The organism is Rhodobacteraceae bacterium Araon29 (genome assembly GCA_039640505.1).
Taxonomy (GTDB): domain Bacteria; phylum Pseudomonadota; class Alphaproteobacteria; order Rhodobacterales; family Rhodobacteraceae; genus CABZJG01.
On the sequence record CP046865.1, the window covers coordinates 3,176,474 to 3,192,006 of the forward strand.

Sequence of the window (15,533 nt, forward strand, 5' to 3'; positions counted from 1 at the left end):
TACGCTCAATAGTCATTTGCTGTTTAGCAAGTTTATCTCTTTTTTCAGAACGAGGGTCGATCCCCATGGAAACAAGTCGGCGCAACTCATCGGTTTTTTAACGCGCCAAATTAAGCTCTAGATCAGGATACTTTCCAAATGTGACACGCCCCATCTTGTTCCTGAAACGAAAGGCATACGAAAAAGACTTAACGCCTGTAGGAGACACACGAAGCTGCAAACCGCGGGTGGATCTATCTCGATAGTCTTCGCGCTGGGCGGGGATCTTAAGCTTATCCAACCATGGAACCGTGAAGTTGACTTCTTTGGTCAGTAGGGAAACGCTGGAGAAACAAAATACATATTCTTGCAAGCAATCTATGACCCAGTATGATGCAATAGATTACTGTTTAATCGCTGCATATATGCATTAATGATGGGATATGATCCAGCATAGTGCAAAAAAAGAGCAGCTAACTTTTAATCAGTGGGTCGCAGGTTCGAATCCTGCACGGCTCACCACTAAAATCAAAGGCTGAGCGAAAATCACGCTGAACCTTTTGTTTTGGGGCTGTATTTTTCTTATGGATCATTGGTCTATAGGGAATAGTCCTAACAATTCATAAAGTGTAGGATTACCCAGCTTTTTTAAACCCAAGCTCAGCTCGTCTCATCATTTGCGTTCAATATTTCAAGCTTTAGGGTATAGCTATAAGGCCGTTTGACTCATTAATGTTAAACTTCTCTATCCTTTTGCATGTGACAAGTTATATTCTCAGATGTGTGGACGTAGCGAGACATCATGACCAGCAATAGACCCTATCCAGTTGAAGTAAAACTTGGCTCTAATTATTTTTGGTGCAGCTGTGGAAAGAGCGAGAACCAACCTTTCTGTGATGGAAGCCATGCTGGCTCTGATTATAGTCCCCAGAAATTAACCGCAGAAAAAACGGGAACGGTCTATCTGTGTGGCTGTAAAAAGACATCTAACAGCCCTTTTTGTGACGGAAGCCACAACAGCTTAAATCTACCTGAATTAGGCAATAAAAATTTTTCGGCGAATGTCCAGCCAGACAACTTAAACATCGAAATAATGGAAGATGAGTCAATTTTAATTGCCTCTTTGCGAAATAATATCTCTCACCTAAGTGCTTGCGGGGGGACAGGAAAATGCTCAACCTGCCGCATAGAAATACTTGAGGGACTAGATAATTGCCATCCTAGAAATGAGTTGGAACAAAAACTTGCTGACAAATTATCATTACCTGAAAATATTCGACTAGGGTGCCAAACCAAGTTGAAAGGAGAGGTAAAGTATAGAAGGCTGCTTTTAGATAAAAAAGATATAGAGCTAAATAATCAGGTTTCTGAGCAACGAATTGAGTCTGTTGGCACTCTCAGAAATCTAACAATTTTGTTTTGTGACATAAAAGGGTTTACCCCATTTTCTGAGGCGCTCTCTGCTTATGACGTGATATTTATTTTAAACCGTTATTTTTCTATAATGCGAGAAGTCATAATCAGACATGAAGGTGAAATTAATAATTATATTGGCGATGCAATATTAGCGATTTTCGGATTAAAGGAATCTCGACAACAAGCACTACGCGCTGTGAGCGCTGGTGTAGAAATGCTTAAAGCAATGGATGAATTTAAGTCCTATTTGAAAACGGCCTATGGTCGGGATTTCGATATACGGGTCGGAATTCACTTTGGAGAAGTAATTTCAGGTTCAGTTGGTTTCGGCGAAGACAAAAAAGTGACCGTTATAGGCGATACTGTAAACAGTGCGAGCAGGATAGAAGCAATAAACAAAGATGCTGGTACACGACTTCTCGTTTCTGAAACAGTTTATGAACAAGTAAAAGATAATGTTACGGTAAAAAATTATCTTAGATTAAAACTGAGAGGAACCAGTAATTTAATAACACTTCATGAAATTAGTGATGTGAAAAAAGAAGCATTAAAACTAAATATCACTAAAAATGAAAAAATTATCGATGGTGAGACATGGTTTAGAACATTGCCAAGTAATGAATTGAAGCTGGGCGAAAAGAAAAAATACAATCTAAACGAAAAAGAGATACTTTTGATCAATCAAGGAGATATCTTTGCAATTGAAAATCTCTGCCCTCATATGAACTTACCCCTAGATGTTGGCCAGACCACTGATGACGATACAATTTTGTGTCCCTATCACAATAGTGAGTTTTGTTTTAAGTCTGGAGAAGTTAGAAAATGGGTTGGCGAAAGGCCTGAGAAAAAAGTAGGGGAATGTAAGCCACTAAATATAATAAGTGTGCACGAAGATGAAGATTACATTTGGGTGAAAGAAAACTAGAAGGCTCACTTTTGACCGGTTGTCCATCTCATAAAGATGGAAAAAACCTCGTAAGATTAAGTTTCCTTTGCGGGAAACATTATTATTGGTAAAATTCTTACTTGGGAGCTTTAAACTTTAGGGGAACAAAAAACGAGAGGCCTTAATTGAATAAGGATACTGGTCATGCGGTTTTCTTAAAAAAGGCGCTCAGTATTCCCAATTCGCGTTATTCTGGGAAAGGGAATTATATTTGGTGATGTCGAGACCTTGCAGGGGAGATGGTCAAACAAGAACTTTCCCTAGCCACACCACAAGTCCCGAATGCCGACTACAAACATCTGAAACCACCCAACGCCAGACCAAAGCTAAGCTAGCGACCCAAAACCAAAGATCAACCCCATGCACCCCTTACTGCTGAAGGGGCTTGCAAGAATCTATGTCCCGCTTGAGGTTTCGGCAAAAGCCGCACTATACGCACTTGTTTTGCTAGACTTATTGCTCAGTCAGTGAATTAACGAGGTCCGATAATCTCTCTATTATAGCCGGCGTGATATGAGTGAAACTTTGCACCCCAAGCCGTCAGAGCATCAATAGCATTTTGCTTGGCATTTCCTAAACATAGCACACCGGTTATTTCGACTTGCTCCATTACTTCACCTGCTATTGGGCTTGCCGCATGGTTTCCAAGACGGACCATCATGCTATCGCTATCTACAAAAGCCTCTATCAATGTGGCTTCGGTGCCATCATCTGAAATGTGCCACTCATAGCTAATACTATTTTCTTCTTTAAGATCGTAAACATATTTTGAAGCACGGTCTCTAGACCACTTTTTAAAACTCTCGGAGTCTTTAACTTTACAATTAATAATTAAAACCATCCGGTCAGTGTTGGTATTTAATCCCGTCATAGGCTTCTCCATTTCTTAACATAATCAGACAAATTCTTAACTTCATCAGACTAACATATAAAACTGGCCGGTGGCAGTACCTCAAATTATTTTGGCAATTATAGCTAATCAACCACCAGTATTGGGAAGAGCTATTTTTTGGAACAACCTTGCTCGACAAGTAATGGCTCTGTTTTGGGGGCCAGGTCAAAGAGCAGTTTCTTCAACGAAGTGCAGCTTCTCACATGAGCGGCAAATAAAGGTATGCTGTCGCCAAAAAACCAATGATCCAAGCAATTGTTCTTAAGTAAGTTATACCTATTATGAAGCAGGCAGCGTATACAATCCTAGCCGCAAGAAAGACTTGAATTGCAAATACGGTACTCGGCGATGATATATCAGCATGTGCGAGCATCAAAACGGATGGTGCTATTAATGCCATTGCCAAAATAGAATTTTGGACTGCTCTTTCTGCTCGCTCAGCAATACCAGTAGATATAAGGTTTTCTCTATTTCCAAATAATGCCAATAGCCCGTGCTGCCGCCCACTTATTAACACTTGAACTAGAATTAACGGTACCAATAATAAGCCGTACATTGCTAAGTAAGACATTTCTAAAGTCATCTAATTACCCCGTAAAAATAAAATTACTCGGCTAGCCTAGCAAATGAGTCAATGCAAATAAATCCCTTAGTAAGTGGGAATGGGTTTTGTGAACTGGGGGCTACTATTACAAATTCGTAAATTAGAAACGCAGTTTTACGCAAAAAAGCTCCCAATATTTCTGCACTGCGTTATTCTGGTTTAAATCACTGGAGAGAAATATGAAGCATTGGCTAGCGATCCACACATACAGCAACAATGAGACCAAGAGAGAATGGCAAAGCCCCCCAGAGAGCGGCCCGTCAACAGACGAGGAATTTATAAGGATTGGCACATTTAAAAATGCAAAATGTTTGCAGCAATGGATGGGAACAGAGGATTTTTTCTTTTGCCATTGGAAGGCCGAAACCGAAGATGATATATATCAAGCGCTTAAAGAATTAGGTTCTGATATGACGCTTCAAACGGTTGTCTATGAAAGCCATCGGTTTGTTTCTGCCTATAAACTGACTGGGGAAGAAATCGCTTATCCTCCCTTCAAACCCTTGAGCGAATAATTATCCATATTTCAAAACCCAAATGAAATGTGAGCGCAACTTGTTTGTTTTATGCGTTGTGGAAATTTTCCAAATGTAAGATTCTTGCACCACATAAAGCTGTAAAAGTTAGCTACAGATAAGGCCTTTATTTTTATATGGTTTTGTCAAATGAAAGGTTCCCCCCAGCCCACATCGGGAGCCGGTCTTTATCACTTAGCCAAGCTTTCTCTGCATCGGTGCTGTCTCTGCCAAATTCTAGATTTCTGTGCGGGTAGCGACCAAATTTTGCCAACACTAGGCGGTGTTGCTCTACTGCTTGCTTGTTTCGGCCTTCAAACAAGGTGAAATTCGGATAGGCCGTAATCGCCATATCGATCACCTCGAAAGCACTTTCCAGATCACGAATATCCTCAGAGTGGGCTAGGGCCCAAGGAAGTAGATACAAAATAGCAGCGGGTAAAGTGAGAGTTTCTGCGATAAAATCTGGGCTGACCAGTTCTCTAACCAACTGGCGCCCTATTGTATCGAATGAAAAAGCCTCCTGGGTTCCCCTAAAACACGAGCGAGATAATTGATCTGCAAGTAATACCTTGGCGACTTTGCCCTCAAATGTGTCCCATTCACCGCCAACCAAACTAGGTGGTTCGGCTTTGAGCTCACGCACAACAGGGCAAAACGGTTGGCATAAATCATCTAATGCCGTGCCGCTTGAGAACCAGATTTTTAATAAGGGCTCAACAATAGCGTCGGTATTTAACCCTCTCCTTACTTCTGGATCAGACGTATCGCAGCCACACATATAATTTATGACGCTTTTAGGGCGCCGTGGCTCTGTCAAAGCCTTGATCACGTCGGGTAAATTGCGAAAGTTTTCGGCGGTAAGTGACGAAACAGTCATACTGCTTTCCTCTGATACAGGTGTCGGGTGCACATAAAATATTTCAACACCTTATTGAGAGCAAATTTTCAAAGGTATGACCAGTATTAATCGCTCAAAATATCGGCTGGAAATATTTATGCGCTGCGTTATTGTGACGCAAATAAATGAGGATTATCATGGAAAAGTTTAATCTAGTGGTCGACATTATGAACAATGGGCCAATGGAAAAAATGCAGGAATGGGTTCATGAAGAATTTTTGTTTTTCAAAGAGTATGGAATGCAGGATCGCGAAGAGTGGTTGTCGGAAATCAAAGATTTAGTAGAGGGCGACTGGAAATTTAATCAACCGACTCTCGTGGCGGAAAACAAAGATGTTTTAGTATTCAACCATATTGTAACTGAGGGTGATAAAACGTTTAGGGTAACGGCCGTAAACTTTATCAAAGAAGGCCAAACCTGGAGATTAACCACACATCGCACACTGGTCGAAGACTAACGGCATGACAAGCGCCACATCACAGCGCCTGACGGCGCTGTCTATGTGGGCAAGAGTGGATGGTACTTAGTTAGGTTTGCACAAAAATTGAGTGGTTAATCGCCCATCCAGTAATCGCCAATAGGTGTTATAACGGTCGTTGATGAAACATCCGCACCAGCTTCTTCACGGGCTTTTACAACGTCCGGGCGCAGGCCGAATGTTTGCATAAATTCTGGATTTGGCACATCCATCATAACGTAGACAGCAGTCTCATCTGGATTGGCCGCAGCCCAAACAATTTTTGCGCCTTCTGCGCCAGCTTCGTCTTGCAATGACTTTGCCATTTCTGACCAAGTCGCAAATCCTTTTGAAATATTAACGGTTACCAGCATGCTCGGCATAGGATTTCCTTTTTGATAAATTTACATGATACGTTCAAAAACCGTAGTGAGTGGTTTACAAAAATAAAGATTTACCTAGCGGCAATCCATTTAATTTCAGCAAAACAGTGATTATGCGGCTGATTTTTTAGGCACCCGGTTAACGAAAACCACGCCACTACAAGTCATCTTTTTCGACGCCATAACCGTTACGCTTAAGTGCGTCTATAGTTTCGACATGGTCATCTATTATAACCACCTCAAAATCTTGGATGAACATATACTTTGGATGGTCTACTGCTCTGAAAACTTCTTTGTCCCAGTTTTTGAAAAACCGTCCATTTGATGACTATTTCCCGCCTTGCAGGACAGACATTTTTAACCTCGGGGTCCCTTCATTTCATCGGCCGATAGCGCAATTGGAAACTCTTCACGCACCTTGGCATCAACTGCGCCAAAATAATTTGGGAAATGAGAGTTCAGGATTGCATCCGCGCTTTGGCTTGCACGCTCTAAAAGGTCGATCTTACCCTCTTTTTCCCAAGTATCAGACCGCTCTCGGTCCAAAAGCTGGGGATAGACAAATTCGGTTGTCATGTAGTTCAAAGTGTGCGGATTGCCCAAAAAATGGCCCGGGTCGATGGCGCATTGGTGGATTACATCAATGGCCATGGTTTCATCACTGACTTCAATGCCACGCAAGGACCGTAAAATCATTCCACCGGCTTCATTGTCGATCACCATACTTTCAAAACTACAGCCCATCAAACTTCCGATCATGCCCCCAAATTCACAGAGCCGGTTTGCCCCAGCGTGGGCAGCAAGCGTAAAAGTTAGCGCCTTTTCCAGCCCGTATTGGGCATCGGGAATTTTTGCGTCCGTCATGCCAGCACCTACTGATGTCGGAAGACCATAGTAATTGCCCATTTGAATCGCGGCCGCTCCAATAAGCGCCTGTTCACCGCCGCCGCCAGTAAAAGAACCGCTGCGCAGATCAGTGATAAAGGGCCAAGCAGCAAAACATATGGGGCAGCCCGGCGAGATTAGGTTGACAATGGCCACACAGGCCAAGGTTTCCGCAACGGTTTGGACCAGTGTGCCGGCCAAAGTGGCAGGCGCGGTCGCGCCGGCTTGTGGCGGCACTGCCAAATCAACGGTTAGACCTAGTTTGGCGGTATCAATCATGATTTCCATATTCTCGCGTCCAATCCGAAGCGGCGAGACAATGGGGCATCCTCCAAAGATTACCGAGGGCTTTTTCATAAAGCTGCCCTCACCACCCGATGCATGGTCAAACATCCGAATGGCAGGCGCAATGTGGCTGCGATCGCGAAAGGTTATGCAGGCTGGTTTCTGACTGCCTGCAAGGATCGCATAGACCGTGTTCATGTCATGCGCAAAATCATCTACGACATCGGTGGCCAAAACTGTATCGCCCAGCATGTGGATGTTTTCCAACCGGTCAACCAGTCGGGTGAAGTCATAAATATCGCGCAAGTCTGACGGGCGGTAGGACTTGTTTTTGGCGTCAAATGTTGTGACCGCTGTGCCTGAATTGGCAAAATAGACGCTTTCAGCAGTGCAATGCATATCGTCTTTGCCTGCCCGTTCACCTCGCGCATGGACATAAAATTCCTTTGCAGCACCCGCAAGTATATCATCCATCAAAGCCCGCGGAAAACACAGCCGATTATGCGCGTTTAAAAACGCACCCTTTGGTAGGACAAGATCTAGAAGTTCCTGAGAATGATCAGCCAAGCCAGTGTTTTCCAAAACGGTCAATGCAGCCTGATTGATATTTTCCATATCAAGCTCTGAGAGAGGACGGTAGCGACCACCGCTAAGCCCACCGCGCACCGCTTCATTTCCGGTCATGGCTTGCTGGGCAGCGATGCGGCCGGCGCGCCCTCGCCCATTACGGCGTCGGGGCTTTGAAGTGGGATCGACCATGCGCAAATATCCTAACTCTAAACTGCAATCACCCGAATATACGGAAAACTAAAAGAAAGCCAAGATTATGATATTTTGAGCAGCAGGTTGGTTTTGAATTACTTGCAAACAGTTTTTGAAACAAACACAACAGGATTGGATAAGCAAAAAAACTCTTGCCCTAAATGAAACCAGCTATTCATTAAATATATAACGCGTATACTTAGGCATACCGCAGAGCTTGATCAGCGAGATATGTGATGAAAAATGAAACCACTTCGATCCCTGTGATTGATGTTAGCACCCTCGGGCAGGAAAACCCTTCCTCGGCGCTCTTTTCCTCATTCTATGATGCCTATCATCATTTGGGATTTGGCTACATTTTAAACCACGGTATTGATCCTGCTCTGGTAGACAGCGTTTTTGAGGCATCACGCCGATTTCATGCCATGCCTTTACAAGAAAAGATGAAAATTGCACTGGACCATAAGCATCGAGGCTATATCGCAATCGATACTTCTACCGATGTAAATTCTAAACTGGCAGAGGTCAAAAAACCCAATCAATCCGCAAGCTTTATGATGATGCGCGAAGACCAAGAAGAACGGGCTGACGTTTATCTTTCTGGCCCAAACCTGTGGCCAGCCCTCGAAGGGTTTCGCCCCGTTCTAGAGGCATTCAATACAGAACTTGAGCGTCTTGCCAAAAAACTAATGCGCGTTGCGCTTTTGTCGGCAGGCGTGAAAGATTTATCAGTGATCGAAAAATTCGATGAGCCAACAACATGGTTGCGCTTGTTGCATTATCCACCTTTGCCTAAGGGCAGCCCCGCAGACCTATATGGCTCTGCGCCACACACAGATTTCGGATGTCTGACAATTCTGGTTCAAGATGATATAGGTGGACTGCAGGTACAATCACCTGACGGGCACTGGTTAGACGTGCCAAAAATGAAAAACAGCTTCGTGGTCAATGTCGGTGACATGCTTCACCGGATGACCAACGGGCTTTTGCGCTCGACGCCTCATCGGGTCATCAATCGCTCAGGCCGCGAACGGTATTCCTGTCCGTTTTTTTATGACCCACACGTTAGTCTTGATGTGGCGCCGTTAAAAGGAACCGGCGCGCCAAAGTTTAAAGCTGTGAACTTTGGTGATTTCCTACGCAATGAGCTTGGTGCTTCTTATGAAAAACACAAAGACTCAGAAGGTTAAGCTTTCTTATGACGGGAAGTGAACGGCAAATATATTCACCCAACTATTGCACCCTATTCTGGGCTCAAGTGATTTTGGCATTAACTAGGTGCAAAAGCTAAAAGCTAGTCCCGATAAATTTGCCACTTTCTAGAACATAAAATGACGTAAAAATACATTGGCAGCTAGGATTGGAAATCCGATATCATTGAGATAAAGATCAAAACATATTAGCTATTGGATTTTAGAGCGTTCAGCATTACCAACTGAAAGGCGGTTTAGTTGCAAAAGAATTTAAACTTCACAAGCAAAGTTCGCTGTAACTGCAAAGGGCAGAGATGTGCAGTCGAGAGCCTTTGTAAATTTGGGTAAAAGCATGAACGATCCGACCGATTTTTTACCTCCAATTTGGTTGCGCTCTGCCAATATCCAAACAGCACTCGCCAGCAGTAAGCTTCGTAATTTCGTTAGCCGCGGCTTTGATGCGCAATCTGAAAAGCATATTTTTGATGTTGGTGGTGGGCTAAAAACAAGCTGTTATGTCAACAAGCACCCTCAGGCAAAAGGTATGATTGTCCTGTTTCATGGGTGGATGGGCCGGCCACAATCGACCTATGTTTTGTCAGCAGCAAAAAACTTTTTCGACAAAGGGTTCTCTACCGCGCGGGTTACTTTACCTGACCATGGCGATGCCGCGCTTTTAAATAAAGAGATGGTGCCAATCACGCGGAACACTTTCCTGTGCGGGTCCGTTGAGCAGATTTGTAATCTCGATCCTTCTCTGCCTGTTGGGCTGATAGGGTTTTCGATGGGCGGCAACTGCGCCCTGAGGATTGCGCGAAATCTGCCCACAGCACCCATCCCACAAGTCTGTCATGTGGTCGCGGTGAGCCCGGTTATTGAACCCGAGGAAACATGTACCCTAATCGACAGATCACCCTTAATCCGCAGATATTTCTTGAGCAAATTCGATAAGCTCTATCGCCAAAAGCAAGCTCAATTTCCAGAATACAGGTCTGCAAACGACCTGCTGGAACAAAAGACACTTCATGATCTGACAAAACTTTCCGTCCTTCGCTGGAGCGAATTTTCATCAGCTGAAATGTATTTTTCCGCCTATAAAATTCGAAAGGGCGATTTTGCCGAAGCCAATGTTCCTGTGACACTGCTCACAGCCAAAGACGATCCAATTGTTTCTGTCAATTCAGCGCGCGCGCTTGACGAAGGGCCGCAATTTGAAAGGGTTTTCACAAGCTATGGCGGGCACAACGGGTTCTTTGAACGCTTTCCTGGTCAGGTGTTCAGCGAGCAAATTGCAGCCAATCGGTTCACAACAGCGATGCGATAGACTCAGCGTAAAAATCCAGCGCAAAGGCAGCTCTTTCCGTCTATAAATTAGAATGAAGTTAGGCTCAGGCAGAACTGTAGACCAATCCAAAAAAATTCTAGTTTACTTTGTCCGGGAAAAGACTGTTCCAATTAGGTCTTTCATCGCCTGTAAATCTTAGGCAATATTTGGCAAAGGACGAACAGCTATTTAGTTCCGTATTAACAAACGATTGATGGATGCTATGATTTCTTTGCCCGATCTACTTGCCCCTTTTGATCTAACCGGGCGTATCGCGCTTGTAACGGGCGGCACAAGCGGTATTGGCCGTTCCTGCGTTGAACGGCTAACAGCCTACGGCGCCACAGTCGTTGCAACATGCGTCGAGGGCGTTGATAAACCCGAGTTAGAACTTGCCACTTTCAACGGGCTGCAGGGGGTAACTGTCCAGCCTTTGGATTTATCCAAATCAGAGTCAATTCACCGATGCATCGATACAGTTGTGAAGTCACATGGCCGCGTAGATATACTGGTCAATAATGCCGCAGTTGGATCTGCAACGGTCACAAAATGGGCCGACGACGCAGAAACACAAGACAGCCGCATGTTGGAAATAAACGCGGATGGCACTTTGAAAATAAGCCAGAAGTTTTTAGCGCTTCCAGATACGCCCAATAAAAAGCTGATCAATATCAGCTCGGTGGGCGGCGGCATCGCAGCCTTCCCGGGGTTTCGACTATCGGACGGGATGAGCAAATCTGCAGTTGCATTTCTAACCCGTCAGTTAGCAGCTGAAGCAGTGCATTTGAATGTCGATATTTTTGCCATTTGCCCGGGGGCTACAAACACGCCAATGTTTCAAGCCAGCACCTTGTCAAAAATGAGCCCGAGTGAACAAGAGCACTTTTTGCAACGCTTGCCCAAAGGCCGGTTGATCGAGCCGGAAGAGATTGCTGGCATTGTGCATTTTCTGGCAGGCCCAGCGGCAGGTGTGCTTCATGGCGCGGTGATTGATGCCTCAATGGGGCTTGGCGTGCGGCCGGGGTTGATGTCCGAGTATGGCAGCTAGTGCAATCCTGCGATCTCTAATATGCAGGTCTCAATCTCTGCCGTACCCTTTTCATGTTTTACTTGAGCAAAGAAAAACGGCCTGTGTTGCCTTTGCTGCAAGGCATCGCGCTGCATAACTTTTAAATCGGCGCCCACATAGGGCGCAAGATCAGTCTTGTTGATCACCAAAATGTCCGATTTGGTCAACGCAGGCCCACCTTTGCGCGGTATTTCTTCGCCAGCAGCCACATCAATCACATAGACGGTTAAATCAGCAAGTTCCGGACTAAAGGTGGCCGACAGGTTATCTCCGCCACTTTCGATTAAGACGATATCTATCCCCGGATGACGGCTTTCCATTTCCGCCACCGCAGCAAGATTGATTGAGGCATCCTCACGAATGGCCGTATGCGGACAGCCGCCGGTTTCCACCCCGATCACACGGTCTTGCGGCAAAATTTGCATCCGCATCAGCGCCTCTGCATCCTCTTGGGTGTAAATGTCATTGGTGATGACACCGATCGAGAACCGCTTTGACAAACTGCGTGCTAGGGCTGCTGTCAACGACGTTTTTCCGGCGCCAACAGGACCGCCAATTCCAATGCGCAAAGGTCCGTTCATTTGGGTCATGTTTTAAATATCCGTGTTTTCAGTGTTTCGTGGCGCATGGAGGCAACGTCTGATAAAAAACAGGCGCTGGTCAGGTCCTCTTCGCTGGCGGATAGCGCGGCTGTGCCAACCTCTAAAATATCCGGCATCAGGCCAAGCAGTATACGCTGCCCTTGGGTTTGACCAAGCGGGACCAAGCGAACAGCTGCCGAAATTAAATTAGCGACATAAGCATGCAAGTAGGCGGCCGTAATATCCGCCCGATCAAGCCCTGCGCAAAAGGCTCCGTATCCCACCGCAACCGGATAGCATAGGCCCGATATGTCATAGTCCCAAACATCCCTAAGGGTTTGGCAAAAGGCTTGGCCTTGCAGAACTGTCTCGGTGCGGCGCTCAGATGAGGGCGCAAGGGCAAGCGCCAAATCGTTCAAGCTCTTCAATGCGGCGCGATCTTCGGCGCAGTGGGCCAAAGACACTAAAATTGCATCGCTGCGCCCTGATCCCAAAGCGATTAAATCCTGAAGCCAGTTATGCAAAGTCGGCTCGTCTTTAACGTGGCCGGCCTCAATTGCCCATTCCAACCCATGCGAATAGGCAAAACTACCAATGGGAAAGGCCGGTGACAGCCATTGAAGCGCAGTCAGAAGAGGTTGTTTTGTGCTCATAATGCCGTCAGTCATGGCTGTGGTGGTGATGGGAGTGACCGTGATCATGGCTGTGGGTTCGCCCCATGCCATAGGCACCGCCCTCTGGGGTAAACGGCTCGCTTACATGCTCGATCTGCCCACCAAGGCGGCGGATCATATCCTCTATCACATGGTCGTGACAAATCAGCAGACGGTCTTTTTCGATCTGGCAGGGGGTATGCCGGTTTCCAATATGCCAGGCCAGTGACACAAGGCTGTCCCCCCTAATCGCTGTTAGTTGCTCTTCGCGTGCGCGAATTTCAACAACACGGCCATCCGAAAGCATGAGTTGATCGCCCTGCTTCAGATCGGTGGTTTTTGGCAGATCAACAACGAACTCCGTGCCGCAGTCCGTGACCAGCTTGCGGCGGCGCAAAAACCGTTCTTCATAGCTGAGCGCGCAGATGAAATCAGGCGGCTCAGATGTGGGCACATCGCGGAGTGTTTGTGCTGTCGGGTGCATGAAAGCTCCTAATATAGAAAATAGCGCTGCGCCATTGGCACAGTTTCAGCCGGCTCGCAGGTGAGCAATTCGCCATCGGCGCGCACTTCATAGGTTTCTGGGTGTACCTCGATTTGCGGTGTGGCAGTGTTCAGCTTTAGGTCTGACTTGCCGATACCTCGGGTATTTTGAACCGCAACAGTTTGCTTGGCCAGACCATAGGTTTGCCGCACATTAGCACTTTGGGCTGCATCCGAGACAAACGAAACTGAACTGTTTTCCAATGCGCGCCCAAATGCGCCGAACATCGGGCGGGTATAAACGGGCTGCGGGGTTGGAATGGACGCATTTGGATCGCCCATCTGGGCACAGACAATGCTGCCACCCATCACAACCATCTCGGGTTTGACGCCGAAAAATGCCGGGGCCCAAAGCACAAGATCGGCCCGCTTGCCCACCTCGATAGACCCGATTTCATGGGAAATGCCATGCGCGATGGCCGGATTAATGGTGTATTTAGCCACATAACGCCGCGCGCGCATATTATCGTTGTCGCCGCTTTCTTCGGCCAACGCACCGCGTTGGCGCTTCATTTTATCAGCCGTCTGCCATGTGCGGGTGATCACTTCACCCACCCGTCCCATGGCCTGACTGTCTGATGCGATAATGCTAAAGGCACCCATATCATGCAGGATGTCTTCGGCTGCAATTGTTTCACGTCGAATGCGGCTTTCGGCAAAGGCAATATCCTCAGGAATGGATTTGTCCAAATGATGGCACACCATCAACATATCAAGATGTTCTTCAATGGTATTAACTGTAAATGGACGTGTAGGGTTGGTCGAGGACGGCAATACATGGTCTTCACCGCAAATCCGGATAATATCCGGCGCGTGCCCGCCTCCTGCCCCTTCGGTATGAAAGGCGTGGATTGTCCGGCCTTTCATCGCCGCCAGTGTATGTTCAACAAACCCGGACTCGTTCAGCGTGTCGGTATGGATCATCACTTGAACATCCATTGCGTCAGCAACGCCAAGGCAGGTGTCAATCGCAGCAGGGGTTGTCCCCCAATCCTCATGCAGCTTGAGCGCACAGGCGCCCGCGATAACCTGCTCTTCAAGCGCCGCCGGCAAAGAGGCGTTGCCTTTGCCAGCGAATGCCAAGTTCATTGGCAAGCTATCGGCCGCTTGCAGCATGCGAGCGATATGCCAAGGCCCCGGCGTGCAGGTGGTTGCCAAAGTCCCATGCGCCGGCCCGGTGCCGCCGCCCAGCATCGTGGTGACACCAGAATGCAGAGCATCGTCTATTTGCTGTGGGCAAATGAAATGGATATGGCTGTCAAATCCGCCTGCAGTTAGGATTTTTCCCTCACCTGCGATAATTTCAGTACCCGGCCCAATGATAATATCGACCCCCGGCTGGGTATCTGGATTGCCGGCCTTACCGATCGCTGCAATGCGACCATCACGCAGGGCCACATCGGCCTTGTAGATGCCCGTGTAATCCAAGATCAGCGCATTGGTAATGACGGTATCGGCCGCCCCCTCTGCGCGGGTCACTTGGGATTGACCCATCCCATCGCGAATAACTTTACCGCCGCCGAATTTGACCTCTTCGCCATATGTCGTCAGGTCTTTTTCAACTTCGATATATATCTCGGTATCTGCCAACCGCAGTTTATCACCGGTGGTGGGGCCGAACATGCTGGCATAATCAGAGCGGCTTATTTTGATAGCCATTTTCTAAAGCCCTCCCATAACCTGTGCGTTGAAACCGTATATGCGCCGCTCTCCAGCGATTTCGATCAATGTCACACTGCGCGTTTGACCCGGCTCAAAGCGCACTGCCGTGCCTGCTGCAATATTGAGGCGACGCCCATAAGCGGCCTGGCGATCAAAATCGAGTGCCGGATTGGTTTCGAAAAAATGATAGTGGCTGCCCACTTGCACCGGACGGTCGCCGGTGTTGGAAACGCTTAATTCGATCTCGGGCCGTCCATCGTTCATAACGATATCGCCCGGTGCACAAATAACCTCGCCGGGCTTCATAGCGACCCCTTTCGACGCCATATAAAAAGACCAGCAGCGATCACCGCTGCTGCAAAAAAGATCATCCAAGAGCTATCTGATCCACTATGGGCATGGTCTGTGAATTGCGGATGCGCAAAGCTGGGGGAAGCGGCGGCAAGAACAACGCCTAAAAGGGCTTTTTTCATTTTAAACTC

Annotated in this window: 18 protein-coding genes; 6 read left to right on the forward strand and 12 right to left on the reverse strand. The window is 46.8% G+C overall.

What is annotated here, in order from left to right; all coding sequences use genetic code 11:
- Nucleotides 1-97 precede the first annotated feature (97 nt).
- Complete coding sequence (locus GN278_15355) at nt 98-379, reverse strand: DUF4102 domain-containing protein (GenBank protein ID XAT62697.1); 282 nt, start codon at nt 377-379, stop codon at nt 98-100.
- 402 nt (nt 380-781) lie between these two features.
- Here GN278_15355 and GN278_15360 point away from each other — a divergent pair, with 402 nt between their 5' ends.
- Nucleotides 782-2,320, forward strand: a complete 1,539-nt coding sequence (locus GN278_15360) for a Rieske 2Fe-2S domain-containing protein (protein ID XAT62020.1) — start codon at nt 782-784, stop codon at nt 2,318-2,320.
- Between the two features lie 493 nt (nt 2,321-2,813).
- On the opposite strand, the gene GN278_15365 is transcribed toward GN278_15360, so the two are convergent.
- On the reverse strand, nt 2,814-3,212 hold the full coding sequence (locus GN278_15365) for a hypothetical protein (protein XAT62021.1): 399 nt from the start codon (nt 3,210-3,212) through the stop codon (nt 2,814-2,816).
- Nucleotides 3,213-3,432: 220 nt separating this feature from the next.
- Entirely contained in the window at nt 3,433-3,816 is a 384-nt protein-coding gene (locus GN278_15370; GenBank protein ID XAT62022.1) for a glycine dehydrogenase, read from the reverse strand.
- Between the two features lie 200 nt (nt 3,817-4,016).
- Here GN278_15370 and GN278_15375 point away from each other — a divergent pair, with 200 nt between their 5' ends.
- On the forward strand, nt 4,017-4,352 hold the full coding sequence (locus tag GN278_15375; protein XAT62023.1) for a hypothetical protein: 336 nt from the start codon (nt 4,017-4,019) through the stop codon (nt 4,350-4,352).
- Between the two features lie 133 nt (nt 4,353-4,485).
- On the opposite strand, the gene GN278_15380 is transcribed toward GN278_15375, so the two are convergent.
- The gene (locus GN278_15380) at nt 4,486-5,232 is read right to left on the reverse strand and encodes a DUF924 family protein (protein XAT62024.1); all 747 of its coding nucleotides are present in this window, start codon (nt 5,230-5,232) and stop codon (nt 4,486-4,488) included.
- A 158-nt stretch (nt 5,233-5,390) separates the two neighbouring features.
- Between GN278_15380 and GN278_15385 the strand changes: the two genes are divergently transcribed.
- Complete coding sequence (locus GN278_15385; protein XAT62025.1) at nt 5,391-5,711, forward strand: hypothetical protein; 321 nt, start codon at nt 5,391-5,393, stop codon at nt 5,709-5,711.
- Between the two features lie 95 nt (nt 5,712-5,806).
- Here GN278_15385 and GN278_15390 read toward each other — a convergent pair whose 3' ends face one another.
- Together GN278_15390 and GN278_15395 are read right to left on the reverse strand one after the other, a co-directional pair.
- Nucleotides 5,807-6,085 (reverse strand): hypothetical protein, encoded by a 279-nt coding sequence (locus tag GN278_15390; protein XAT62698.1) that lies wholly within the window; start codon nt 6,083-6,085, stop codon nt 5,807-5,809.
- Nucleotides 6,086-6,451: 366 nt separating this feature from the next.
- On the reverse strand, nt 6,452-8,023 hold the full coding sequence (locus tag GN278_15395) for a trimethylamine methyltransferase (protein XAT62026.1): 1,572 nt from the start codon (nt 8,021-8,023) through the stop codon (nt 6,452-6,454).
- A 239-nt stretch (nt 8,024-8,262) separates the two neighbouring features.
- Here GN278_15395 and GN278_15400 point away from each other — a divergent pair, with 239 nt between their 5' ends.
- The 3 genes from GN278_15400 to GN278_15410 all read left to right on the forward strand — a co-directional run bounded on the left by GN278_15400 (nt 8,263) and on the right by GN278_15410 (nt 11,591).
- Nucleotides 8,263-9,216 carry an isopenicillin N synthase family oxygenase gene (locus GN278_15400; GenBank protein XAT62027.1) on the forward strand — a complete coding sequence of 318 codons (954 nt, stop codon included), beginning with the start codon at nt 8,263-8,265 and terminating at the stop codon, nt 9,214-9,216.
- Between the two features lie 355 nt (nt 9,217-9,571).
- Nucleotides 9,572-10,543: an alpha/beta fold hydrolase gene (locus GN278_15405; GenBank protein XAT62028.1), complete on the forward strand. Its 972-nt coding sequence runs from the start codon at nt 9,572-9,574 to the stop codon at nt 10,541-10,543.
- A 214-nt stretch (nt 10,544-10,757) separates the two neighbouring features.
- Entirely contained in the window at nt 10,758-11,591 is an 834-nt protein-coding gene (locus tag GN278_15410) for an SDR family oxidoreductase (GenBank protein XAT62029.1), read from the forward strand.
- Here the strand turns inward: GN278_15410 and ureG are convergent.
- Genes ureG through GN278_15440 form a run of 6 tightly spaced genes read right to left on the reverse strand, consistent with a single transcriptional unit; the run spans nt 11,588 to nt 15,524 of the window.
- Nucleotides 11,588-12,202 carry an urease accessory protein UreG gene (gene ureG, locus GN278_15415; GenBank protein XAT62030.1) on the reverse strand — a complete coding sequence of 205 codons (615 nt, stop codon included), beginning with the start codon at nt 12,200-12,202 and terminating at the stop codon, nt 11,588-11,590. The two genes, GN278_15410 and ureG, sit on opposite strands and share 4 nt — an antisense overlap.
- The gene (locus tag GN278_15420) at nt 12,199-12,846 is read right to left on the reverse strand and encodes an urease accessory protein UreF (GenBank protein XAT62699.1); all 648 of its coding nucleotides are present in this window, start codon (nt 12,844-12,846) and stop codon (nt 12,199-12,201) included. Before GN278_15420 ends, ureG begins: the two co-directional genes overlap by 4 nt.
- Before the next feature lie 7 nt (nt 12,847-12,853).
- Nucleotides 12,854-13,330: an urease accessory protein UreE gene (locus tag GN278_15425; protein XAT62031.1), complete on the reverse strand. Its 477-nt coding sequence runs from the start codon at nt 13,328-13,330 to the stop codon at nt 12,854-12,856.
- 8 nt (nt 13,331-13,338) lie between these two features.
- Complete coding sequence (gene ureC, locus GN278_15430) at nt 13,339-15,048, reverse strand: urease subunit alpha (protein XAT62032.1); 1,710 nt, start codon at nt 15,046-15,048, stop codon at nt 13,339-13,341.
- Nucleotides 15,049-15,051: 3 nt separating this feature from the next.
- Nucleotides 15,052-15,357, reverse strand: a complete 306-nt coding sequence (locus tag GN278_15435; GenBank protein ID XAT62033.1) for an urease subunit beta — start codon at nt 15,355-15,357, stop codon at nt 15,052-15,054.
- Entirely contained in the window at nt 15,354-15,524 is a 171-nt protein-coding gene (locus GN278_15440) for an LPXTG cell wall anchor domain-containing protein (GenBank protein XAT62034.1), read from the reverse strand. Before GN278_15440 ends, GN278_15435 begins: the two co-directional genes overlap by 4 nt.
- Nucleotides 15,525-15,533 lie beyond the last annotated feature (9 nt).